Raw genomic sequence first — 23,764 nt, forward strand, 5'->3', positions numbered from 1 at the left:
TCAGCGGTTCTTGAACGCCGGCTTGCGCTTCTCGACGAAGGCGGCCATGCCTTCCTTCTGGTCTTCGAGCGCGAAAGCCGAGTGGAAGACGCGGCGTTCGAACAGCAGGCCTTCGTTGAGCGAGGACTCGAAGGCGCGGTTGACCGATTCCTTGATCATCATGATCACCGGCAGCGAATAGCCGGCGATGGTCGTGGCGGCCTTCAGCGTTTCGTCCAGCAGTTGCTCGGCCGGAATCACGCGGGCGACCAGGCCGGCCTTTTCGGCTTCGGCGGCGTCCATCATGCGCGCAGTCAGGCACAGGTCCATCGCCTTGGCCTTGCCGACGGCGCGCGGCAGGCGCTGCGTGCCGCCAGCGCCGGGCAGCGTGCCAAGGCGGATTTCCGGCTGGCCGAACTTGGCCGTATCGGCGGCGAAGATCATGTCGCACATCATCGCCATCTCGCAGCCACCGCCCAGCGCGAAGCCCGAAACGGCGGCGATCACCGGTTTCCGGGTCGTCTTGATACGCTCCCAGTTGCGGGTGATGAAGTCCGTTTTATAGGCGTGCATGTAGTCGAAGTCCTTCATGAAGCCGATGTCGGCGCCGGCGGCGAAGGCCTTTTCGTTGCCGGTGAGGACGATGCAGCCGATGTTCTCGTCGGCTTCGAAGGCGTCGATGGCGGCGGCGATGCCGTCGACGACTTCGTTGTTCAGCGCATTCATCGCTTCCGGGCGGTTGATGCGGATCAGGCCCACCTTGCCGTGGACTTCGTTGAGGACGACGTTGCTCATGCTGTTCTCCAGGTTCGTTATCGTTGTGTCCGCACGTACGGCAGTCGCACGGCGGAGCCGACATATTAGCGATAGCGGTCGCGCCGGCCTAGTGGCGGCCGGCGTTCCCTGCCTGGATTGCGTCGTTCAGCGGATGAAGCGGAAGTAGCCGATCAGTTCGCGCAGGCGGCTGGCGGTTTGCTTCATGTCCTCGCTGCGCGCGCCGACTTCCTGAATGGTGCGCGAGGTCTGGTTGACGCCGCTGACGATGTCCTCCATCCGGATGGCGATCTCGTTGCCGGCGGCGGATTGCTGCCGGGTGCCTTGGGCAATGTGGCCGGCCAGTTCCTGCACCTTGCCGCCCTGGGTGGCAACCGCGTCGAGTCCTTCACGGGCCGAGCCGGCGGCGGCATTGGCGTTGCCGACATGGTCGGCGGCGTCGCTCATGGTCGCGATGGCGGACTGCGTGCTGCTCTGGATGCGGCGGATGCTGGCGGCGATTTCACCGGTCTGCTTGCTCGAATTCTCGGCCAGTTTGCGGACCTCGTCGGCAACCACGGCGAAACCACGGCCGGCTTCGCCGGCTCGGGCGGCCTCGATGGCGGCATTGAGCGCCAGCAGGTTGGTCTGGTCGGCAATCTCGCGGATGACCTGGCTGACCCGTTCGATGGCCGAGATCGATTGGAACAGTTCGTCCATCGTGCTGCCGGCCGAACGGACGGTGGTGACCACGTTGTCCGACGCCTGCTGGCTCTGTTCCATGCGTTGCGAGGCAGCGGCCAGTAGTTCGTGCGAGGTGAGGACAGCGCCCGAAGCCTGCTGGGCGTTGTCGGCGATCTCGTTGACCGAGGTCACCAGTTGCTCTACGGCTGCGGCAATGCTGCTGGCGGCGGCCGACTGGGCGGCGGTCGAGCGGCGTGTCTCGTCGATTTCCCGGGTCAGCGATTCGGCGTCGCCGGTCACTGCCGTGCTGGCCTCGGCAATTTCCGCCATCATCGATTTCAGGTGGGTCTGCATTGTCACCAGGGCGTCGTTCAGGCGACCGAGTTCATCGACCCGGTGCAAGGGAATCTCGTCGGTCAGGTCGCCCTGCGCGATGTTCCTCAGGCGACCAGTGATCCGGCCAATGATGGTCATCAGGCTGCCCTGGAGCAGCATCAGCGCAACACCGGCGCCGATGCCAAGCAGGCTGAACAGGCTGGCCAGCCAATTGGTCATGCCGGCGCTCAGCCCGAGTTCGCCGGTGAAAGCCTGCAGGCCCGCGCCGAGCACCTGGACGACGATCATGCCGATGACCAGGGCGCTCAGTTTGGTTTTCAGCGGGATGTGCGCCCAGGCCGACGCTTTCGGTGTCTTTGCCTGACCGGCGGCAAGCTTGCCGTACAGCGCTTCGGCATCGCTGATTTGCTGCCGGGTGGGTTTGGTCCGTACCGACATGTAGCCGATCTTGCGGTTGTCCTTGAGCACCGGCACGATCAGCGCATCGACCCAGTAGTAGTCGCCGTTCTTGCAGCGGTTCTTGACCATGCCGCGCCACGGCCGGTCGGCCTTGATCGTTTCCCAGGCCCAGGCGAATGCCGCCGGCGGCATGCTGGGATGGCGCACGATGTTGTGGCTGGTGCCGATCAGCTCCTCGCGCGCGAAGCCGCTGAGCTTGACGAAGGTGTCGTCGGCGTAAGTGATGATGCCTTTCAGGTCGGTGCGCGAAACGATGTACTTCCCATCCGGGAAGGCTTGTTCAACGTTCGTCACCGGCGAGTTGATCTTCATTCCCGATCCCCTTTATCGGTTTGATGATGGTTCTCATTTGCGGAAAATTTTCCACTCGCCATTCTAGGCAAAACCCTAGGGGGATAGAAGCAATTTCTATGACTTTCGGCATACGCTGATTCGCTAATGTACGTGCCGGCCTGACCAATGTCCGGTCGGCGACAATCTGTTGCCGCCGACTCCTGTTATCTTTCGCATCAACGAAAAAAACAGGAGACAAGATGAGCTACGCCATCGATACCACCCCGCTGTGGTCCCCGAATCCCGCCACCGTTGGCGATACGCGCATGGCGCAATTCATGCAGGCGACCGGTTACGGGCGCTACGCCGATCTGTGGCAATGGTCGGTCGACCGGCCCGAGGAATTCTGGCCGCAGGTCTGGCGCTTCTGTGGCGCCATCGGCGAGCGCGGCGAGACCGTGCTCGAAGACGGCGGCAGGATGCCCGGTGCGCGCTGGTTCCCGCAGGCCCGCCTGAACTACGCCGAGAACCTGTTGCGCCACGACGATGACGGTGAGGCGCTGGTGTTCTGGGGCGAGGACAAGGTCAAGCGGCGCATGAGTCGGCGCGAACTGCGGCGCGAAGTCGCGCGCTTCCAGCGCTTCCTGGTCGATGCCGGGGTCGGCGAAGGCGACCGCGTCGCCGGTTACCTGCCCAACCTGCCGGAGACGCTGGTCGCCATGCTGGCGACGACGGCACTGGGCGCGATCTGGTCCTCGGCCTCGCCGGATTTCGGCGTCCAGGGCGTGCTCGACCGTTTCGGCCAGATCGAACCCAAGGTGCTGGTCTGTGTCGATGGCTACTGGTACAACGGCAAGCCGGTCGACTGCCTGGCCAAGAATGCCGATGTGGTGGCGCAGATGCCGTCGCTGCTGAAAACCGTGGTCGTGCCCTACCTGGCCGAGGCACCGGAAATCGGCGGCATTGCCAATGCCGTGAACTGGTCGGCGCTAGCGGTGACCGATGCCGACGCGGCGCCGGCCTTCCGCCGCGTTGCTTTCGATCATCCGCTGTTCATCATGTTCTCCAGCGGCACCACCGGTGTGCCCAAGTGCATCGTCCATTGCCACGGCGGCGTGCTGCTGCAGCACCTCAAGGAGCATGTGCTGCACAGCGACGTGCGTTCGGGTGACCGCCTGTTCTACTTCACCACCTGCGGCTGGATGATGTGGAACTGGCTGGTTTCCGGCCTTGCTGCCGGCGCCACGCTGCTGCTCTATGACGGCTCGCCGTTTGCCGCCGGTAGCACGGTGCTGTTCGACTACGCCGAGGCCGAGCGCATGACCCACTTCGGCACTTCGGCCAAGTTCATCGACGCTGCCGCCAAGGCCGGGCTGACGCCGGGCAAGACACATGACCTGGCCGCCTTGCGCGCCATGTTCTCGACCGGCAGCCCGTTGTCTCCGGAAGGTTTCGACTGGGTCTACCGCGAGGTCAAGGCCGACCTGCTGCTGGCGTCGATTTCCGGCGGCACCGACATCATTTCCTGCTTCGTCCTCGGCAACCCGGTGTTGCCGGTCTATCGCGGCGAAATCCAGTGTCGCGGGCTGGGCATGGCGGTCGAGGTGTTCGACGAGGAAGGCCGGCCGGTGCGCGGCGAGAAGGGCGAACTGGTCTGCGTCCGTCCGTTCCCGGTGATGCCGGTCGGTTTCTGGAACGATGCCGACGGCAGCAAATATCGCGCGGCCTATTTCGAACGCTTCGACAATGTCTGGTGCCACGGCGACTTTTCCGAGCTGACCGCGCACGACGGCATGATCATCTACGGCCGTTCGGACGCGACGCTCAATCCGGGCGGGGTGCGCATCGGCACGGCCGAGATCTACCGCCAGGTCGAGCAGTTGCCGGAAGTGCTGGAATCGCTGGTGATCGGCCAGGACTGGCCGCCGGGGCGCAACGACGACGTGCGCGTCGTGCTCTTCGTCAAACTGGCCGAGGGAGCGGTGCTTGATACGGCGCTGGTGGCGCGCATCAAGCAGCAGATCCGCGCCAACACGACGCCGCGGCACGTACCGGCCAAGGTCGTCCAGGTGGCCGACATTCCGCGTACCAAGTCGGGCAAGATCGTCGAACTGGCCGTGCGCAACGTGGTGCACGAGCGGCCGGTGAAGAACGTCGAGGCGCTGGCTAATCCGGAAGCGCTGGATTGCTTCCGCGCCCGCCCCGAACTCGCCGACTAGCCGGCAGGCGCCATTTTCCCGCCGGTAGCTCGATCCAGCGATGGAAGACGAGGCCGGCGTAAAGGCAGCTGACCCAGGTGAACAGCATCCACCAGGCAACCGCCGCCGGGTCATCGGCCGGGTGGGCGGCGAACAGGGCGTTGATCAGCAGCAGTACCGGGAAATGGATCAGGAAGACCGAGTAGGAAATGCGCCCGAGGAAGTCGGTGATCCGGCTACCCGGCCACTGCTCGCGCCAGCCCGACAACCGGACAAAGCCGAGCAGCATGGCGGTAGCCAGGGCAATCGCGATGCGCGGGCGGAAATCGACGAGCAGCGCAGTCGCGGCGACGGCGGCTGCGAGCAGCAGCCAGCCTAGCGTGCCACGGCGCGTCGACGCCCACCAGGCAGCGGCGCCCAGCCCGTAGGCACCGAAGAAGTAGATCGCCCAGTTGTCGAGGCTGCTGTCGCGGTTGAACCAGAACAGCGAGACGGTGGCCAGGCCGAATGCCGCCAGCCAGGCAAGGGTCGCCGTGCGGCCCAGCCAGAGCAGCAAGGCCAGCAGGGCGAACAACTGGAAGTCGATGGCGACGTACCAGACGCCGGCCGACAGGGATTCGCTGCCGAGCACACCATGCAGCAGCAGCGCATGCGCCAGCCACTGGCCCGGGGTGGCGAGTTCGGGAATCGCCGGGTCGTCGAGCCACAGGTCGGCCAGTACCGAGGTGGCAACGGCGAGGCTGATCGCCGCGACGAAGGGCAACACCAGGCGCAGGTAGCGTCGCCCGATCAGCGGTAGCGGATTGTCGGCCAGCGCGCCGCCAGTCGGCGACAGGCTGCGGGCGGCCAGAAAACCGCCGATGACGAGGAAAACCTGCACGGCCATCCGCCCGTAGTCGACCAGCCACTCGGCGAGATCCGGAAACGCGGCGGCGACGGCCAGCGACAGCGGCCCGTAGAGCGCGAGGTGGTGAAGCAGGATGATCTGCGAAGCGACGCCCTTGAGGGCGTCGATCAGCGGCATGCGGGCGGCGTTGGCCATGGCGGCATACGCGCCCGATAGGCGCGCGGATTACTGGCGATTCAGAAGTAACGCGCGACGAAGGAATCGGTGTACCGCTCGGGCAAATCAATCCATACCCGGTGGCCGCTGCCCGGTGCGACGCTGACCGGCTGACCGTCGGCGTTTTCCATGCGGCCGATGGTGGCGTTCAGGTTGCCCTGCGGATGCACGCATTCGATGCGGTCGCCGAGCGCGAAGCGATTCTTGACCTCGATCTGCATCAGGCCGCGCGCCGCGTCGAAGGCGACGGCGTCGCCGACGTACTGGCTCTTGTCCGATTCGGAATGGCCGCGCAGGTAGTTCTGGTAGTCGGCGTCGTGGTGGCGCTGGTAGAAGCCGTCGGTGTAGCCGCGGCTGGCCAGGTTTTCCAGCTCGCCGAGCAGGCGCGGGTCGAACGGGCGGCCGGCGACGGCGTCGTCGATGGCCTGGCGGTAGGCCTGGCAGGTGCGGGCGACGTAGTAGGGGCTCTTGGTGCGGCCCTCGATCTTCAGCGAATCGACGCCGATTTCGGTCAGTCGGTGCACGTGCTCGATGGCGCGCAGGTCCTTCGAGTTCATGATGTAGGTGCCGTGCTCGTCTTCCTCGATCGGCATCAGTTCGCCGGGGCGCTGGCGTTCTTCGAGCAGGATTTCCTGCTCCGGGCTGCTGTAGAAGTTGACCGGCTGGCCGGGGGGCAGGGGGGCGCCGTCGGACGTCGACACCTTGTAGTCCCAGCGGCAGGAATTGGTGCAGGTACCCTGGTTCGGGTCGCGGTGGTTGAAGTAGCCGGACAGCAGGCAACGGCCGGAGTAGGCGATGCACAGCGCACCATGGACGAAGACTTCAAGCTCGATGTCCGGGCATTGCTGGCGGATTTCGGCGACTTCGTCGAGCGACAGTTCGCGCGACAGGATGACGCGGCTGACGCCCACCTTCTGCCAGAAGCGCACCGCTGCCCAGTTCACGGTGTTCGACTGCACCGACAGGTGGATCACCTGTTCCGGCCATTGCGTGCGCACCATGTCGATCAGGCCGGGGTCGGACATGATCAGCGCGTCCGGCTTGAGTGCGACGACCGGCGCCATGTCGTCGAGGTAGGTCTTGAGCTTGGCGTTGTGCGGGAAGATGTTGCTGACGACGAAAAAATGCTTGCCGGCGGCGTGTGCCTCGGCAATCGCGCCGCCGAGTTTTTCCAGGTCGCCGAACTCGTTGTTGCGCACGCGCAGGCTGTAGCGCGGCTGGCCGGCGTAGATGGCGTCGGCGCCGAAGGCGAAGGCGGTTCGCATCATGTCGAGCGAACCGGCAGGGGCGAGGAGTTCGGGCGCCTTGCGCATAGTAGAATCCAGCAAAAACCGAGAATTGTAGAGACTATGTCCGAAGAAATCCTGATCAATTTCACGCCGCAGGAGACTCGCGTTGCCGTCATGCAACAAGGGGTTGTCCAGGAGTTGCACATCGAGCGCACCGCCAGCCGCGGTCTGGTCGGCAACGTCTATCTCGGACGCATCGTCCGCATCCTGCCCGGCATGCAGTCGGCCTTCGTCGATGTCGGGCTGGAACGTACCGCCTTCCTCCACGTCGCCGACATCTGGCAGCCGCGCGAAACGGCGCAGGAACGGCCGATCGAGAAAATCCTCGCGGAAGGCCAGAGCATCGTCGTCCAGGTCGTCAAGGACCCGATCGGGACCAAGGGCGCCCGCCTGTCCACGCAGATTTCCATCGCCGGTCGCATGCTGGTGCACCTGCCGCAGGAGAAGCATATCGGCATCTCGCAGCGCATCGAGGCCGAAGCCGAGCGCGAGATGCTGCGCGAGAAGATCACCCGTCTGGTGCCGGCCGACGAGCCGGGTGGCTTCATCGTCCGGACCATGGCCGAAAACGCCAGCGACGCCGAGTTCGCCACCGACATCGCCTATTTGCGCAAGACCTGGGCCGACATCCGCGACAAGGCGCGGACCAGCGCCCCGCCCAGCCTGCTCTACCAGGAGTTGTCGCTCGGTCAGCGCGTGCTGCGCGATTTCGTCAATCCGGAAACCTCACGCATCGTCATCGACTCGCGGGAAAATTTTCAGAAACTCAGCGCTTTCGCCCAGGAATACACGCCGGCGGTCGAGTCCATGCTCGAGCATTACACCGGCCTGCGGCCGCTGTTCGACCTGCACGGCGTCGAGGACGAAATCCAGAAGGCGCTGGCCCGTCGCGTCGACCTGAAGTCTGGCGGTTACCTGATCATCGACCAGACCGAAGCGATGACCACCATCGACGTCAACACCGGCGGTTTCGTCGGCGTGCGCAATTTCGACGACACCATCTTCAAGACCAACCTCGAGGCGGCGGTCACCATCGCCCGCCAGCTGCGTCTGCGGAACCTTGGCGGCATCATCATTGTCGATTTCATCGACATGGAGAACGAGGAGCACAAGAAGGCGGTGCTGGAAGAGTTCAACAAGGCGCTGTCGCGCGACCATACGCGGCTGACGGTCAATGGCTTTACCCAGTTGGGGCTGGTCGAGATGACCCGCAAGCGCACCCGCGAATCGCTGGCGCACGTGCTGTGCGAACCCTGCCCGACCTGCGACGGTCGCGGCGAGGTCAAGACGGCGCGTACCGTGGCCTACGAAATCCTCCGCGAACTGCTGCGCGAGGCGCGCCAGTTCAACGCCCGCGAGTACCGCATCCTGGCCGGCCCGGCGGTGGTCGACCTGTTCCTCGACGAAGAGTCGCAGGCGCTGGCGATGCTCTCCGACTTCATCGGCAAATCGGTTTCCCTGCAGTCCGAACCCAGTTATTCACCGGAGCAGTACGACATCGTTCTGATGTAAACACCCACCGAGGAGACAAACATGGACAACAAGGCAGAATTCGACAGCCTGGTACCCCCGCAACATTTCAACCGCCGCAGCTTCCTGGTCACCAGCCTGGGCGCCGGTTTCGCCCTGGCGACGCTGCCGGTCGCCGCGCAGACGGCGATCCACACCGACGCCGCCGGCCTCATCGAAGGCGAGGTCAAGGTGCCGGTGCACGACGGCGAGATGGTCGCCTACCGCGCCGCACCGGCCGGTCTGGCCAAGCCGCCGGTGGTGCTGCTGATCTCGGAAATCTTCGGCGTCCATGAATACATCCGCGACACCGCCCGTCGCCTGGCCAAACTCGGCTATTTCGTCATTGCTCCGGAACTGTTTGCCCGCCAGGGCGACCCGCGCAAGATCGAGAGCGTCGCCGAAATCATCGAGAAGATCAGCGGCCGCACGCCGGACGCACTGGTCATGAAGGATCTCGACGCCAGCGTCGCCTGGGCGGCAAAGCAGGGCGCCGATACCGCTCGCCTGGCGATCACCGGTTTCTGCTGGGGTGGCCGCATCACCTGGCTGTACAGCGCCCATAATCCCGGCGTCAAGGCCGGGGTGGCGTGGTACGGCCGCTTGGTCGGCACGGTCAACGAATTCACCCCGCGTCATCCGACCGATCTGGTCGGCGAACTCAAGGCCCCGGTGCTCGGCCTCTACGGCGGTGTCGACACCGGCATCCCGATCGAAACCGTCGACGCCATGGAAGCGGCCCTGAAAAACGGCAGCCCGGCCGCCAAGGCCTCGGAGATCGTTCTCTACGACAACGCACCGCATGCCTTCCACGCCGATTACCGACCGAGCTACCGCAAGGAAGAAGCCGAGGACGGCTGGCGCCGGATGCTCGCCTGGTTCCGTCAGAACGGCGTCTGAACGCCATTTCTGCGGGCGCGAAGGGGCATTCCGTGCTAACCTTCGCGCCTCGATTCAGTCCGCCAACATCATGACCTCTGCCGAATCCGCCACCCCCGCCGCTACCGAGAAGCCGACCGACATCCGCGTCCTGCTCAAGGACCTGCAAACCCGCTTCGATGTCTTCCGCAATTACAGCCCGCTGGCCATCGGTATCGACAAGCAGTTGTTCGCCGCGCTGCCGGAACTGAGCAAGAAATCCATCCGCCTGGCGATGCGCAGCCACACCATGGCAACGCGCTACCTGCGCGAAATGGAAAAGGCCAGCCACCGCCTGAATCTCGACGGCAGCCAGGCCGGTGAAGTCACCGACGAAAACCGCCAGCACGCCGCCGAACTGCTCAAGGAACGCTTCAAGAAGCAGGCCGAACAGCGCAAGGCCGTCGAAGCCGCCAACAAGGCCGAGGCGCTCAAACAGCAGAAGCTGCAGCAGCTGACGGAGAAGTTCGGTCGCAAGTAAGACCGGCCGCGGAAAACAAAAAGCCAGTCTGTGGACTGGCTTTATTTTGGGCAAATGAAAAAGGCCTGTACTGGAGTACAGGCCTTCGAATTCTGGTGGGTCGTGAGTGATTCGAACACTCGACCTACGGATTAAGAGTCCGCTGCTCTACCAACTGAGCTAACGACCCAGAATTTTTCCACTTTGGTGGGTCGGGCGAGATTCGAACTCGCGACCAACGGATTAAAAGTCCGCTGCTCTACCGACTGAGCTACCGACCCGGCCCACACGGGAAGCGCGCATTATAGGCAAGCAGCCGGCCGGCGTCAACGCAGGATGGAAAATTAACGCATTAGAAGCGCAGGGCGTCGACCAGCGAGGCGACTTCGCTGGCCGATTCTTCGAGGATGCTGCTGAGCATCGCGTCGTCGACCAGGGCGTCGATGACCGGCGCCATGTCGGGGGCGCGGGGGGGCTGGTCCTGGTACAGAGGGGAGGCGACCGGGGCCAGTTCGTTGGCCAGCAGCAGGGTGTCGCCGAGGGTCACCGGCGGCAGCGAGAGCAGGCCTTCCCAGAGGTTATCCAGCGAATCGGTGACGGCTTGAGGGGTGCCGATGCGGGTGAGGATGGCGCGGGCGATGCGTGGCTCGCTTTCCTCGGTCCAGTCGGCCGGGTCGCCCGACAGTAGGCCCGGATTCCCGGCGGCCCGGGAGATCAGGTAGAAACCGGCGATTTCATGAACGATGCCGGCGAAGAACGCGGTTTCCGGGTCCTGGTGCGTGATCCGGCGGGCGATGGTCTGCGCCAGGGCGGCGACGTGGGCGGTGTGCTCCCACAGTTGCCGGGTCAGCTTGGCGATTTCCGGCGATGCCGACTGGCCGGCCATCTGCTGGGTGGTGATGGCCATGGTCAGGGTGCGGGTGGTACGCAGTCCGATCCGCGAGATGGCTGTGCGCAGATCGGTGACCGCCTGCCCGGAGCGGCTGTAGGCGGCGCTGTTGGCGACCGCGACGATGCGGGCCGCCAGCAGCGGGGCGCCCTTGACCAGTTGCACCGCCTGGTCGACGTGGCAATCGGGGTCGTCCAGTTGCTGCAGCAACTTGAGCGAGACATCGACCCCGGTGGGGAAGACGAGTTCGCCGTTACCGGCTTGGTCGGCGAGTTCCTGCAGGGCGAGTTTGCGATCCATCGGCAAATCTTACCCTGCGCCCCGCGTTCTGTGTGCTGCTCAGCTCAGGCGACGGCAGATTTCGCTGGTCAGCGCCGACTGGTTCATGCTGTAGAAGTGCAGCCCTGGGGCGCCGCCCTTGAGCAGGCGTTCGCACAGCTCGGTGACCAGATCGAGGCCGAAGGCGCGGATCGAGTCACTGTCGTCGCCGAAGCTCTCGAACTTCTTGCGCATCCAGCGCGGCAGGTCGGCGCCGCAGGCGTCCGAGAAGCGGGCCAGCTTGGTGAAGCCGACGATGGGCATGATGCCGGGCACGATGGGGATGTCGACGCCGAGTGCGCGCGCTTCGTCGACGAAATGAAAGTAGGCGTCGGCGTTGTAGAAATACTGCGTGATCGCCGAGTTGGCGCCGGCCTTGACCTTGCGCGCGAAGGCGTCGAGGTCGTCCTTCGGGCTGCGTGCTTGCGGGTGCCATTCCGGGTAGGCGGCGACTTCGATGCTGAAGTGGCTGCCGGTTTCGGCGCGGATGAATTCGACCAGTTCGTTGGCGTAGCGGAATTCGCCGGTCTCGGCCATGCCCGACGGCAGGTCGCCGCGCAGGGCGACGATGCGACGGACGCCGGTGGCCTTGAATTCGGCCAGGATTTCGCGGATCGACTCACGCGTCGAGCCGATGCATGACAGGTGCGGCGCGGCGTCGAAGCCTTCGCTGGCGATTTCGCGGACGATGGCGAAGGTGCGCTCGCGGGTCGAGCCGCCAGCGCCGTAGGTGACCGAGAAGAACTCGGGTTTCAGCTTGGCCAGTTCGGCCCGGGTGGCGCGCAGCTTTTCCACGCCTTCGGGCGTCTGCGGCGGGAAGAATTCGATCGAGATATTGGTGTTCATTTTTTCAGCCAGATAAAGAATTCGCGGTTGCCGTCGCCGCCGGTGATGGGGCTGTCGAACCAGGCTTTGGCGGTCAGGTCGAGTTGCCGGGCAAGATCAAGAAAGCGTCCTTCGACTTCGCGGTACAGCGTCGGGTCGCGCACGATGCCGCCCTTGCCGATGTTGTGCGGGCCGACCTCGAACTGCGGTTTGACCAGCAGCAGCAGGTCGCCGTCGGCGGCGAGCAGCGCCGGCAGTTGCGGCAGCACCAGGGTCATCGAGATGAACGAGACGTCGCCGACGATCAGGTCGAAACCGCCGGTCGGCATGGCGTCGCCGAGATCGGCGGCGGTCAGGGCGCGGCAGTTGATGCCTTCGCGTGCGCTGATGCGCCCGTCGTCTTTCAGCTTGGCGTGCAGTTGACCATGCCCGACATCGACGCCGACCACTTGCGCGGCGCCGGCCTGCAGCAGGCAGTCGGTGAAGCCGCCGGTGGATTGCCCGACATCGAGGCAGGTCCTGCCGGCGACAGCCAGACCGGTTTGCGCCAGGGCGCCGGCCAGCTTGAGGCCGCCGCGCGAAACGTAGCGGTCGCTCTCGTCTTCGACAACGGTGAGGCTGGCGTCGGCCGGCAGTTCCAGCGACGGCTTGGCGATTGCCTTGCCGTCGACGAGTACCCGGCCTTCGCCGATCAGCCGCTGCGCCTGCGTGCGCGACGCCGCCAGTCCGCGCTGGACCAGCAGTGCGTCGGCGCGTAGCAGACCGTGACGGTCGACCGGTGTTTTGACCGGTTTCTCGTCACGTTGCCGACCGCCCTGGCGGGCATGGAAGGAGTTCATGCTCATCGGGGCGGCCTCGGTGGCAGTTGCGGACGATCAGTAGCGGTAGTGGTCGGCCTTGTACGGGCCTTCCACCGGTACGCCGATGTAGTCGGCCTGTTGCTGCGTTAGCGTCGACAGTTGCACGTTGAGCGTCTTCAACTGCAGGCGGGCGACCTTTTCGTCGAGGTGCTTGGGCAGCGTATAGACACCCACCGGGTAGTCGGCAGTCTTGGTGAACAGCTCGATCTGGGCGATGGTCTGGTTGGCGAAGGAGGAGGACATCACGTAGGACGGATGGCCGGTGCCGCAACCGAGGTTCACCAGGCGACCCTTGGCGAGCAGGATGATGCGCTTGCCGTCCGGGAAGATCACGTGGTCGACTTGCGGCTTGATCTCTTCCCACTGGTACTTTTCCAGCGACGCGACATCGATTTCGTTGTCGAAGTGGCCGATGTTGCAGACGATGGCGTTGTTCTTCATCGCGGCCATGTGGTCATGGGTGATGACGTGGAAGTTGCCGGTCGTGGTGACGAAGATGTCGGCCTTGTCGGCGGCGTATTCCATGGTCACCACGCGGTAGCCTTCCATGGCGGCCTGCAGCGCGCAGATCGGGTCGATTTCGGTGACCCAGACTTGTGCCGACAGGGCGCGCATGGCTTGCGCCGAACCCTTGCCCACGTCGCCGTAGCCGCAGATCACGGCGATCTTGCCGGCGACCATGACGTCGGTGGCGCGCTTGATGCCATCGACCAGCGATTCGCGGCAGCCGTAGAGGTTGTCGAACTTGGACTTGGTGACCGAGTCGTTGACGTTGATGGCCGGGAACTTGAGGTCGCCACGCTGGTGCATCTGGTACAGGCGATGGACGCCGGTGGTGGTTTCTTCGGTCACGCCCTTGATCTGGGCCAGGCGCACCGAGTACCAGGTCGGATCGACGGCCAGCTTGGCCTTGATCGCGGCGAACAGGATGGTTTCTTCTTCCGAACCCGGCTTGGCCAGCACGGAAATATCCTTCTCGGCCTTGGCGCCGAGGTGCAGCAGCAGCGTGGCGTCGCCGCCGTCGTCGAGGATCATGTTCGAGTAACCGCCGTCGGCCCATTCGAAGATGCGGTGGGTGTAGTCCCAGTAATCGACCAGGGTTTCGCCCTTGACGGCGAAGACCGGGATGCCGGCGGCAGCGATGGCGGCGGCGGCGTGATCCTGGGTCGAGAAGATGTTGCACGAGGCCCAGCGGACTTCGGCGCCGAGCGCGGTCAGCGTCTCGATCAGCACGGCGGTCTGGATGGTCATGTGCAGCGAACCGGTGATGCGTGCGCCCTTGAGCGGCTGGGTCTTGGCGAATTCTTCGCGAATGGCCATCAGGCCCGGCATTTCGCCTTCGGCGATGCGGATTTCCTTGCGACCCCAGTCGGCAAGGTTGATGTCAGCAATGACGTAGTCTTGGGTATTAGCCACAGTAAGCTCCTGAATAACTGTGACGGGGAGGGGCGGTGTTCAACTCACCGAACCCCCTGCGCCCGGCAGGGTTGGACAGTGAGCGCAGTTTTGAACCGAGCCTGAGAGATAGGGTCTCTTGCAGCGCTCCTCGGTAGGTGGCGGATTATAAACCGTTTTCAGACTGTTTCGGCAGCCCAGTAGCGGTCCACATCCTTGATTCCCCATTTTTCGGCATCTTCACGGCCGGCGATCTTTTCGGCGCTGCGCGCCAGATCGATGGTTTCCGGCTTCAGGTAGCTTTGCGAGCGGGTCGAGAAAAATACCTTGAGCCGCGGTTTGAGCAGCGATTGCCCATTCTGTTCGACAACCACGCCGAGCTTGCCGGATTCGAGCCGGACCAGCGAACCGACCGGGTAGATGCCCAGGCTCTTGACGAAGGCCTGGAAAATGGCCGGATCGAAATGCCCCTTCCATTCGGCCATCCGCCGGATCGATTCGGCCGGGTCCCAGCCGGCCTTGTACGGGCGGTTGGAGGTGATTGCGTCGTACACGTCGCAGACCGCGCCCATGCGCGCGTAAAGACTGATCGCCTCGCCGGACAGGCCGGCCGGATAGCCGCTGCCGTCAAATTTTTCATGGTGGTGCAGGCAGACATCGCGGGCGATTTCGCTGGCGCCGTTGCCGGCCAGCAGAAGCTTGTGGCCTTCTTCCGGGTGGGTCTTGACCACGGCGAATTCAGCATCGGTCAGCTTGCCGGGTTTGTTGAGCACGGCGGTCGGCATCATCGCCTTGCCCAGGTCGTGCAGCAGACCGGCCATACCGGCTTCGCGCGTTTGTTGCTCGTCGAGTCCGAGCTGGCGGGCCAGCGCGATCATCAAGGCGCAGACAGCAACGGAATGCAGGTAGGTGTAGTCGTCCGCCGTCTTCAGGCGGGCGATGCTGACCAGCGCACCAGGGTTGCGCAGCATCGAATTGGAAATTTCCTCGACCAGCGGCGCTGCGGCTTCGGCTTCGATGGCCTTGCCCATGCGCGCTTCCTGGAACATCGAGACCACGGCTTCACGGCCTTTGGCGACGATGCGCGAGGCACGTTTTACTTCGTCGGCAAAGGCGGCCTTGGGCTGAACGACGGGGGGCGGCGGGGGAATTTCCTCGATGGTCTCGAATTCATCCTCGCTGCGGGTGCGGTCCGCTTCGACATCGATGCCCTTGTTGATGTCGATCCACACTTCGCGGATGCTGCTTTCCCTGATCAGGACCAGGTCCTGCGCATCCTTGAGGACGAAGCGGGTCCGCCAGAACGGGTGTTCCAGCCAGTCGCCACAGAAGGCCTGAAGGTGCATGCCGAGACGTAGATGCTCGACCGGGATTTTTTTCAGCATATGTGGCAATACTAGCAAAAATAAAAGGGGCCGAAGCCCCTTTTATGTTGCTGTTGTTGCCGATTACAGGCCGGCGTCGCTTTTCAGCAAATTGGCCCGGTCGGTCGCTTCCCACGAGAATTCCGGCTCGTCGCGGCCGAAGTGGCCGTAGGCGGCGGTCTTCTGGTAGATCGGGCGGAGCAGGTCGAGCATGTTGACGATGCCCTTCGGACGCAGATCGAAGTGCTTGCGGACCAGGGCGGTCAGCGTTTCGTTGCTGACCTTGCCGGTGCCGTAGGTCTCGACCATGATCGAGGTCGGCTCGGCGACGCCGATGGCGTACGAGACCTGCACCAGGCAGCGCGAGGCCAGGCCGGCGGCGACGATGTTCTTGGCGACGTAGCGGGTGGCGTAGGCGGCCGAGCGGTCGACCTTGGACGGATCCTTGCCGGAGAATGCGCCGCCACCGTGCGGTGCGGCCCCGCCGTAGGTGTCGACGATGATCTTGCGGCCGGTCAGGCCGCAGTCACCCTGCGGGCCGCCGACGACGAAGCGGCCGGTCGGGTTGACCAGGAACTTGATGTCGCCCTTGATCAGCTCCTTCGGCAGCACCGGCTTGATGATCTGCTCGATGGTCGCTTCGCGCAGGTCTTCCAGGCTGATGTCCGGCGAATGCTGGGTGGACAGCACGACGGTGTCGATCGAGTGCGGCTTGCCGTCGACGTAGCGGATGGTGACCTGCGACTTGGCGTCCGGGCGTGCCCACGGCAGGCGGCCGTCCTTGCGCAGCATGGCCTGGCGCTCGACCAGGCGGTGCGACAGGTAGATCGGCAGCGGCATCAGCGACGGCGTTTCGTCGCAGGCGTAGCCGAACATCAGGCCCTGGTCGCCGGCGCCTTGGCCGAGGTTGTCGTCGTAGGCAGCATTGACGCCCTGGGCGATGTCCGGGCTCTGCTTGTCGTAGGCGACGAGCACGGCACAGCCCTTGTAGTCGATGCCGTAGTCGGTGTTGTCGTAGCCGATGCGCTTGATCGTGTCGCGGGCGATCTGGATGTAATCGACGTTGGCGTTGGTGGTGATTTCACCGGCCAGCACAACCAGGCCGGTGTTGCACAGGGTTTCGGCGGCAACGCGGGAATGCTTGTCCTGGGCCAGGATGGCGTCGAGGATGGCATCGGAAATCTGGTCGGCGACCTTGTCCGGATGGCCTTCGCCAACGGACTCCGAGGTGAACAGGTAATCGCTCATGGAATGCTCCAGTGGTCCTTTGATCCAGCGTTACCTGCTTCGGACCACGAGCTGGCGACGCTTTAGCAGTATTTGTGAATCGCCCCGCAAGTTGTCTGTTTAACTCGGCGATCCCATAATGATAGGCCTTTGCTGATTTCTTTCAACCCCCGGGGTCTCATGGTTTTCCTGTTCCGTCTGCTGTCGCATCTGCCGCTGTCCGCGATTCACCGGCTGGGTGGCTGGCTCGGGCGCCTGACCTATCTGTTGTCGCCGACCTATCGGCGCAACCTGCGCGGCAACATGGCGCAGGCCGGCATCGACCCGGCGCTGAACCTGCCGGCGGCGGCCGAGGCCGGCAAGCAGATGCTGGAGTTGTCGCGCATCTGGATGCGCACGCTCGACGAAGCCAATGCGCAGGTGGTGGACGTGGTCGGTCGGGGGCATCTTGAAGCCGCCCTGGCGGCCGGTAAAGGTGTCGTTTTCCTGACGCCGCATCTCGGTTGCTTCGAAATCACCGCGCAATACCTGTCTTCGTTCGGCGACATCACCGTGCTTTACCGGCCGCCGAAATCCGCCGCCGCCCAGGAGCTGATCCTGATGGGGCGCAAGCGGGCTCAACTGCATCTGGCGCCGGCCGACCTGTCCGGCGTCCGGGCGCTGATCAAGGCGCTGAAGAAAGGACAGATGGTCGGCATGCTGCCCGATCAGGCGCCGAAGACCGGCGAGGGCGTGTGGCTCGATTTCTTCGGTCGTCCGGCCTACACCATGACCTTGGCTGCCCGCCTGACCGAGACCGGCGCCGCGGCCCTGATGACCTGGGGCGAGCGCTTGCCGGGCGGGCGCGGTTACCGCATCCATTTCCAGTTGCCGACGCAGCCACTGACCGGCGATACCGTTGCGCGGGCGCAGCAGATCAATCACGAGGTCGAGACGCTGATTCGCCAGTGCCCGGCCCAGTACCTGTGGGGTTACAACCGCTACAAGCAGCCGCGCGGGGCTGAGCCGCCGCCGGCTTGAGCTATGATATGACGTCTGTCAGCCAGGGCCGGGCGGCAGGGGTTTGAAAAATTCCGGACCAAACGGAGAACAAGGGTTTATCACCATGAGCAGCCTCAATATCGAAATACGCCCCGTCACCCCGCCGGATGTTCCGGCGATTGCCGCACTGGCCCGCGAAATCTGGCAGGCAACCTATCCGGGGATCATCACCCAGGAGCAGATCGACTTCATGCTCGAGCAGCGTTACGGGCACGAACGTCTTTATGATGATCTGGAAGACCTGCACAAATGGCTGTTCCAGGCCTTTCACGATGGCCGGCGCGTCGGCTTTGCCTTCAGCGAACTGAGCAAGGGCGAGTTCAAGCTCGACAAGCTCTATATCCATCCCGATGTCCAGCGTCGCGGTGTCGGGGGGCAATTGATCGAGCATGTCGCCGAACTGGCCCGCAAGCAGGGGCATCCCTGCGTGATCCTGCAGGTCAACAAGCGCAACGAGAAGGCGATCAACTCCTACATGAAGTACGGTTTCGTCGTGCGTACCTCGACCGTTGACGATATCGGCCATGGTTACGTCATGGATGACTTCGTGATGGAGAAAAAACTTTAGGAATTTGAGATAACTTACTGTCTCTGCTATTCTTTTTTCAACTCAACGGCGGAGCGATTCGTGAAGCTCAAATTTTCCAAGATGCACGGTCTGGGCAACGACTTCGTTGTTCTCGACGGCGTGCGTCAACAGTTTTCCCTGACCCCGGAGCAGTTGCGCTACCTCGGCGACCGGCATTTCGGGGTCGGTTGCGACCAGATTCTGGTGGTTGAACAGCCGACTCAGGCTGGTGTCGATTTCCGTTACCGCATCTTTAACGCCGACGGTGGCGAGGTCGAGCAGTGCGGCAACGGCGCCCGCTGTTTCGTCCGTTTCGTGCATGAGCAAGGGCTGACCGACAAGCGCGAGATTCGTGTCGAGACCATGCGCGGCGTCATCTCGCCGCGTCTCGAAGGCGACGGCAACGTCACCGTGGACATGGGCGTGCCGCGTTTCTCGCCGCAGGAAATTCCCTTCCTGCACGACGACGATGTCGTTATCTACAATCTCGACGTGGCCGACGAGACGCTGGAAATCAGCGTCGTCTCGATGGGCAATCCGCATGCCGTGCAGGTCGTCGATTGCGTCGATCAGGCGCCGGTCGGCGAGCATGGGCCGCTGATCGAGTCGCACGAACGTTTTCCGCAGCGGGTCAACGCCGGTTTCATGCAGATCGTCGACCCACATGCGATCCGCTTGCGGGTCTATGAGCGCGGTGCCGGCGAAACCCTGGCTTGCGGCACCGGTGCCTGTGCGGCTGTGGTGGCCGGCATCCGGCGCGGCCTGCTGGAGTCCCCGGTGCGTGTGACGACGCGCGGTGGCGACCTGAATATTGCCTGGGGCGGCGAAGGCCGTCCGGTCATGATGACCGGCCCGGCCGTGACTGTCTTCTCCGGAGAAATCGAATTATGAGCGCCATGTTTCCCGACGAAATTGCCGACTACCTGAAGAACAACCCCGGCTTCTTCGAACAGTACGCCGACTTGATGGCGCAGATCTTCGTGCCGCATCCGCACGGTGGCCGGGCGGTTTCGCTGGCCGAGCGGCAGATGCTGACCCTGCGCGAGAAGAACCGGGCCAGCGAGAGCAAGCTGGCCGAACTGATCGCCTTCGGCGAGGAAAATGACAGGGTTTCCGAAAAGGTCCATCGTCTGGCGGTCGGCCTGATCGCGGCCGAAACCTTCCAGGCGGTGATCCATCTGCTCAATTTCCACCTGCGTGACGATTTTTCGGTGCCACACGTGGCCCTGCGTCTGTGGGACAAACCGGCCGGCATCGAGGATCTGCCGGAATTTGCTGCGGTCAGCGAGGAACTCCAGGTGTTCGCCGAGACGTTGGCGCGTCCCTACTGTGGATCGACCGCTGGATTCGGCACCGCCTCGTGGTTTGGCGAGGCCGCCTCGCATATCCGCTCGCAGGCGCTGATCGCACTGCGTAATGGCGGCGGCACCATCGGCATGGTCGCCCTCGGCAGCGAGGAAAACCAGCGCTTCTACGCCGACATGGGCACGCTCTACCTCGAGCGCATCGGCGAGATGGTTTCGGCGGCGCTGGCGCGGGTGACCAAGAGCACGCTGTGACCCCGGCCGAGGCCGTCGCTGCGTATCTCGACGAACTCGCCGAGCAGCGTCGGTTGTCGCCGCACACCGTTGCCAATTACCGGCGTGACCTGGCGCAACTGCTGACCGCCGCCGAAGGGCTGCCGCTTGACCGGTTGCTCGTCCATCACATCCGCCGTTTTGTCGCCAGCCTGCATGCCAAAGGCTTGTCCGGGCGTTCGCTGGCGCGGCTGCTGTCGGCCTGGCGCGGCTTCTTCGCCTGGCTCGGCGAGCGCGGACTGGTCAAGGTCAATCCCTGCGACGGCATGCGTGCGCCGAAGTCGCCGCGCCGCTTGCCCAAGGCGCTGTCGGTCGACGAGGCGGCGCGCCTGCTCGAACCTGCCGACGACGGCGACAGCCGGCTGGAAGCCCGCGACGCGGCGATGTTCGAGTTGCTCTATTCGTCTGGCCTGCGTCTGGCCGAGCTGGTCGGTCTCGACCGCGACGCGCTCGACGGCATTCTGCATGAAGGTGAAGTCCGCGTTCTCGGCAAGCGCAGCAAGCCGCGTCTGATTCCCGTCGGCGCCCAGGCGCGGCGAGCCCTGGTGGCTTGGGCGGCGGTCCGTGACGAACTGGCGGTGGACGATGAGCCGGCCTTGTTCATCAATCGGCGCGGCCGGCGCATCAGTCCGCGCTCGGTCGAACTGCGTCTGGCGCAACGCGCACTCCGGCTGGGTTTGCCGCAGCACGTCCATCCGCACATGCTGCGGCATTCATTCGCCTCGCACGTGCTGCAGTCCTCGGGCGACCTGCGCGCGGTCCAGGAAATGCTCGGCCATGCCAGCATCGCCTCGACCCAGGTCTATACCCATCTCGACTTCCAGCACCTGGCCAGCGTTTACGACAAGGCGCACCCGCGCGCGAAACGTTGAAGCGTGATGGCCGGCAGCGAAAACGGCCAAAAAATCAAGTGGTAATTGACCATCGGCGCGTCAACCCGGCATAATGCGCGTCTTTCAAAATTTCGCCGAAATCCGGAGTCATCCATGGCCATCAACCGTACCCGCCGCAACATCCTGGAACGCCGCTGTGTTTCCAAGTCCGTCAAGCGCCTGTTCAAGGGCGACGGCAAGACGACGTTCAAGACCATGTACGCCGTCGAGTGCCATCAGCGCAACCGCAAGCCGCTGGGCAACTAAGCCGCATCAAGCATTTCCGGCCCCGGTTATCGCAAGGTAACCGGGGCTTCTTGCATTTACCGGTCGAGAAAGTGATATGGCCCAGTTGATCCTGATGCCCGGCAAGGAACGGTCGGCGATGAAGCAGCGCCACCCATGGTTGTTTGCCGGTTCGGTCGGCCGCCTTGAAGGGCGTGCCCGTCCCGGCGACACCGTTGAGGTGCTGGCCGACAACCTGCGGCCGCTCGGGCGCGCCGCCTACAGTCCGCAGTCGCAGATCCGCGCCCGTTTCTGGACCTTCGATGCCGACGAGCCGGTCGACGACGCCTTCTTCAAGCGCCGCATTGCCGCCGCCGTCGCCCGCCGCGATGCGCTGCCGGAGTTGCGCGGCCAGGATGGTGTGCGTCTGATTCATGCCGAATCGGACGGTCTGCCCGGCGTCATCGCCGATCGCTACGGCGATACCGTCGTCGTCCAGCTCACCTCGGCCGGCGCCGACAAATGGCGCAAGGCCATCGTCGCCGGCCTGGTCAAGTCCACCGGCTGCGCCCGCGTCTACGAACGCTCGGATTCCGAAGTGCGCGCCCTTGAAGGGCTGGAACCGACCACCGGCTGGCTGCACGGCGAGGCGCCGACGGCGCCGCTGGCGATCATGGAGAACGGCGTGCGCCTGGCGGTCGATATCGCCGCTGGGCACAAGACCGGCTTCTACCTCGATCAGCGCGAGAACCGCCGCCTGCTCGGTGAGCTGGCGGCCGGCAAGGACATCCTCAACTGCTTCTGCTACACCGGCGGCTTCTCGCTGCAGGCGCTGGCCGGCGGCGCCGCGAGCGTGCTGTCGATCGATTCGTCCGGCCCGGCGCTGGCGCAGGCCCGCGCCAACCTGGCGCTCAATCCGCAATTGCCGGCCGAGCGTGCCGAATGGCAGGAGGCGGATGTCTTCCAGGCCTTGCGCGATTTCCGTCAGGCCGGCCGCAAGTTCGACCTGATCGTCCTCGATCCGCCCAAGTTCGCCCCGTCGGCGGCCCATGCCGAACGTGCCGCCCGCGCCTACAAGGACATCAACGTCCTCGGCTGTCGCCTGTTGCGCCCGGGTGGCATGCTGATGACTTACTCCTGTTCCGGCGGCATCGGCCTAGAACTATTCCAGAAGATCGTCGCCGGCGCTGCCCACGACGCCGGCCGTGATGCGCGCATCGTCCGCCGGCTGGCCGGCGCGGCCGATCATCCGGTGGCGTTGAACTTTCCCGAGGGTGAGTATCTAAAGGGCTTGCTGGTCCAGGTCGATTGAAAGTGTGATGACATTTTCCTAGCCGCTGCCGTTGCCATAAATGGGCGGTGCGTGCTAAAACAGACACTCAGCGTGTGGAGTGGTCATGGTTTTTTCCTTCTTCAAGAAGCAGCCGCAAAAAATGCCGGAACGGACGGCGGCACGCCCGCGCGCGTCTTTGCCGGAAATGAAGCTGAAACCGCCGGTTGAAGAAGCCCCTGTCTCGCTGGCACCCTTGCCAGATCTGGAATTCAGCGTTGATAAGCCGGCGCCGGCTGCGGCCAAGGCCGCACCGGCCAAGCCGGTTGCTGCTGCCGTACCGCAACGCAAGATCGATGTCGCCATGGCAATCGATGATTTCGACAGCGATTTCACCGAGTCCAGCGTCATGGCAATCGATGTCGAACACGACGTCGATCCGCTGCAGTCCGATGTCGAGCAGGTTGCCGTGTTGTTCGCCAATGGTCAGGACAGCGCCGCGCGCAGCATCCTCGAAAGTCTCTTGCGCACCTATCCCGGCGACGAGGGAATCCGCCTGTGGCGTTTGCTCTTCGATCTGCTGCAGATTCTTGGCGATCGCGCGGCTTTCGATCGTTACGGGCTGGAGTTTGCCGAACGTTTTGAATTGTCGCCGCCGGCTTGGCGGGCGGAGCAATGCCTGCAGTCAGTCCCAACTGAAAATGGGCAGGCCTTTGCGCTGCAGGGGGTGCTGACCGCCGACGATTGTCGCCAGGTCCAGCAACTGACCCAGTTGCTCGCGCAGGCCGGGGAATTACGCCTGGATTTCAGCCGGCTGGCTGGCTGTGACGATCTGGTGGCCGGCATGCTGGCCGAGGCGCTGATCGACGCGCGGCGACGCGGCAAGGCCTTGGCCCTGACTGGCGCTGATGCCTTGATCAAGCGACTGGACGAACGGCTGAAGGTTGGCGACGCGGCACATGAGCCGTCCTGGCGCCTGTTGCTCGAATTGCTGCAACGCCACGGGACGCAGGAGCATTTTGAAGAGCGCGCGGTCGATTATGCGGTGACTTTCGAGTTGTCGCCGCCCTCCTGGGAGCCGCAGCGGGTTGCCGGCAAGAGCAAACCGGTGGCGGCGGAAGCCGCCCGCGGCGCCGAGATTCATTACCTGAGTGGTGACCTGAAAAGCGAGCGGTTCGAGGACATGCTCCCGCTGCTGGAAAGCAGCGATCAGCCGGTCATCGATTTTTCCTGTGTGCGCCGCGTCGATTTCTTTTCCGCCGGGCAACTGGTCAACCGCCTGGCGCCGTTCAAGGCGGCGGGCAAGGAAATCATCATCCGCAGCCCGAACCATCTGGTTGCCGAGTTGATGGCCGTGGTCGGCCTGAACAAGCAGGCGCGCATCATCGTTCCCAAGTCTTAAAAGGGTTTTC

The 23,764-nt window shown here is 64.1% G+C and carries 22 protein-coding genes, 2 tRNA genes and 1 riboswitch; of the genes, 12 read left to right on the forward strand and 12 right to left on the reverse strand.

Translation table 11 applies throughout. The features are described 5' to 3' along the window. Window positions 1-774 (reverse strand): enoyl-CoA hydratase, encoded by a 774-nt coding sequence (locus G471_RS0103365; protein ID WP_028994085.1) that lies wholly within the window; start codon window positions 772-774, stop codon window positions 1-3. 126 nt (window positions 775-900) lie between these two features. Continuing rightward, window positions 901-2,523: a methyl-accepting chemotaxis protein gene (locus tag G471_RS0103370; protein ID WP_028994086.1), complete on the reverse strand. Its 1,623-nt coding sequence runs from the start codon at window positions 2,521-2,523 to the stop codon at window positions 901-903. A gap of 221 nt (window positions 2,524-2,744) precedes the next feature. Between G471_RS0103370 and G471_RS0103375 the strand changes: the two genes are divergently transcribed. Beyond that, a complete protein-coding gene (locus G471_RS0103375) occupies window positions 2,745-4,703 on the forward strand; it encodes an acetoacetate--CoA ligase (RefSeq protein ID WP_028994087.1) in 1,959 nt (652 codons plus the stop codon). Here the strand turns inward: G471_RS0103375 and G471_RS16565 are convergent. Both G471_RS16565 and trhP read right to left on the reverse strand, forming a co-directional pair. After that, entirely contained in the window at window positions 4,651-5,724 is a 1,074-nt protein-coding gene (locus G471_RS16565) for an acyltransferase family protein (RefSeq protein WP_051295247.1), read from the reverse strand. The two genes, G471_RS0103375 and G471_RS16565, sit on opposite strands and share 53 nt — an antisense overlap. Before the next feature lie 41 nt (window positions 5,725-5,765). Continuing rightward, window positions 5,766-7,058, reverse strand: a complete 1,293-nt coding sequence (trhP, locus tag G471_RS0103385; RefSeq protein WP_028994088.1) for a prephenate-dependent tRNA uridine(34) hydroxylase TrhP — start codon at window positions 7,056-7,058, stop codon at window positions 5,766-5,768. A 36-nt stretch (window positions 7,059-7,094) separates the two neighbouring features. Between trhP and rng the strand changes: the two genes are divergently transcribed. From rng to G471_RS0103400, 3 genes are all read left to right on the forward strand, one after another. Further along, window positions 7,095-8,546, forward strand: a complete 1,452-nt coding sequence (rng, locus tag G471_RS0103390; protein WP_028994089.1) for a ribonuclease G — start codon at window positions 7,095-7,097, stop codon at window positions 8,544-8,546. Between the two features lie 21 nt (window positions 8,547-8,567). After that, on the forward strand, window positions 8,568-9,443 hold the full coding sequence (locus G471_RS0103395) for a dienelactone hydrolase family protein (RefSeq protein ID WP_028994090.1): 876 nt from the start codon (window positions 8,568-8,570) through the stop codon (window positions 9,441-9,443). Between the two features lie 70 nt (window positions 9,444-9,513). Further along, window positions 9,514-9,942, forward strand: coding sequence for a ProQ/FINO family protein (locus G471_RS0103400; protein WP_028994091.1), 429 nt, complete (start codon window positions 9,514-9,516; stop codon window positions 9,940-9,942). Window positions 9,943-10,035: 93 nt separating this feature from the next. Here G471_RS0103400 and G471_RS0103405 read toward each other — a convergent pair. The 8 genes from G471_RS0103405 to metK all read right to left on the reverse strand — a co-directional run bounded on the left by G471_RS0103405 (window position 10,036) and on the right by metK (window position 16,820). After that, window positions 10,036-10,111, reverse strand: a tRNA-Lys gene (locus G471_RS0103405). A gap of 15 nt (window positions 10,112-10,126) precedes the next feature. Beyond that, a tRNA-Lys gene (locus G471_RS0103410) sits at window positions 10,127-10,202 on the reverse strand. A 71-nt stretch (window positions 10,203-10,273) separates the two neighbouring features. Next, window positions 10,274-11,110 (reverse strand): HDOD domain-containing protein, encoded by an 837-nt coding sequence (locus G471_RS0103415; RefSeq protein WP_028994092.1) that lies wholly within the window; start codon window positions 11,108-11,110, stop codon window positions 10,274-10,276. Between the two features lie 39 nt (window positions 11,111-11,149). After that, window positions 11,150-11,974, reverse strand: coding sequence for a methylenetetrahydrofolate reductase [NAD(P)H] (metF, locus tag G471_RS0103420; RefSeq protein WP_028994093.1), 825 nt, complete (start codon window positions 11,972-11,974; stop codon window positions 11,150-11,152). After that, the gene (locus tag G471_RS0103425; protein ID WP_028994094.1) at window positions 11,971-12,798 is read right to left on the reverse strand and encodes a TlyA family RNA methyltransferase; all 828 of its coding nucleotides are present in this window, start codon (window positions 12,796-12,798) and stop codon (window positions 11,971-11,973) included. Before G471_RS0103425 ends, metF begins: the two co-directional genes overlap by 4 nt. A gap of 30 nt (window positions 12,799-12,828) precedes the next feature. Then, window positions 12,829-14,229: an adenosylhomocysteinase gene (gene ahcY, locus G471_RS0103430; RefSeq protein ID WP_028994095.1), complete on the reverse strand. Its 1,401-nt coding sequence runs from the start codon at window positions 14,227-14,229 to the stop codon at window positions 12,829-12,831. A gap of 73 nt (window positions 14,230-14,302) precedes the next feature. Then, a riboswitch (S-adenosyl-L-homocysteine riboswitch) is annotated at window positions 14,303-14,367 on the reverse strand. 20 nt (window positions 14,368-14,387) lie between these two features. Continuing rightward, a complete protein-coding gene (locus G471_RS0103435) occupies window positions 14,388-15,593 on the reverse strand; it encodes an HD-GYP domain-containing protein (protein ID WP_028994096.1) in 1,206 nt (401 codons plus the stop codon). A 63-nt stretch (window positions 15,594-15,656) separates the two neighbouring features. Further along, window positions 15,657-16,820 (reverse strand): methionine adenosyltransferase, encoded by a 1,164-nt coding sequence (gene metK / locus G471_RS0103440; protein ID WP_028994097.1) that lies wholly within the window; start codon window positions 16,818-16,820, stop codon window positions 15,657-15,659. Window positions 16,821-16,979: 159 nt separating this feature from the next. Here metK and G471_RS0103445 point away from each other — a divergent pair, with 159 nt between their 5' ends. From G471_RS0103445 to G471_RS18205, 8 genes are all read left to right on the forward strand, one after another. Beyond that, window positions 16,980-17,819, forward strand: coding sequence for a lysophospholipid acyltransferase family protein (locus G471_RS0103445; RefSeq protein WP_028994098.1), 840 nt, complete (start codon window positions 16,980-16,982; stop codon window positions 17,817-17,819). Between the two features lie 85 nt (window positions 17,820-17,904). Beyond that, a complete protein-coding gene (locus G471_RS0103450; protein WP_028994099.1) occupies window positions 17,905-18,408 on the forward strand; it encodes a GNAT family N-acetyltransferase in 504 nt (167 codons plus the stop codon). Between the two features lie 60 nt (window positions 18,409-18,468). Further along, window positions 18,469-19,299 carry a diaminopimelate epimerase gene (gene dapF / locus G471_RS0103455; protein ID WP_028994100.1) on the forward strand — a complete coding sequence of 277 codons (831 nt, stop codon included), beginning with the start codon at window positions 18,469-18,471 and terminating at the stop codon, window positions 19,297-19,299. After that, the gene (locus G471_RS0103460) at window positions 19,296-19,967 is read left to right on the forward strand and encodes a DUF484 family protein (RefSeq protein WP_211226365.1); all 672 of its coding nucleotides are present in this window, start codon (window positions 19,296-19,298) and stop codon (window positions 19,965-19,967) included. The genes dapF and G471_RS0103460 overlap by 4 nt, the downstream gene beginning before the upstream one ends. Then, window positions 19,964-20,857 carry a tyrosine recombinase XerC gene (gene xerC, locus G471_RS0103465; protein ID WP_028994102.1) on the forward strand — a complete coding sequence of 298 codons (894 nt, stop codon included), beginning with the start codon at window positions 19,964-19,966 and terminating at the stop codon, window positions 20,855-20,857. Before G471_RS0103460 ends, xerC begins: the two co-directional genes overlap by 4 nt. 114 nt (window positions 20,858-20,971) lie before the next feature. Continuing rightward, window positions 20,972-21,124 (forward strand): hypothetical protein, encoded by a 153-nt coding sequence (locus G471_RS19310; RefSeq protein ID WP_169720478.1) that lies wholly within the window; start codon window positions 20,972-20,974, stop codon window positions 21,122-21,124. A 76-nt stretch (window positions 21,125-21,200) separates the two neighbouring features. Beyond that, window positions 21,201-22,394 (forward strand): class I SAM-dependent rRNA methyltransferase, encoded by a 1,194-nt coding sequence (locus G471_RS0103475; RefSeq protein ID WP_028994103.1) that lies wholly within the window; start codon window positions 21,201-21,203, stop codon window positions 22,392-22,394. A gap of 85 nt (window positions 22,395-22,479) precedes the next feature. Continuing rightward, window positions 22,480-23,754: an STAS domain-containing protein gene (locus tag G471_RS18205; RefSeq protein ID WP_051295248.1), complete on the forward strand. Its 1,275-nt coding sequence runs from the start codon at window positions 22,480-22,482 to the stop codon at window positions 23,752-23,754. Window positions 23,755-23,764: the final 10 nt, after the last annotated feature.

Origin of the sequence: Azonexus hydrophilus DSM 23864, from assembly GCF_000429605.1 — a bacterium.
Taxonomy (GTDB): domain Bacteria; phylum Pseudomonadota; class Gammaproteobacteria; order Burkholderiales; family Rhodocyclaceae; genus Azonexus; species Azonexus hydrophilus.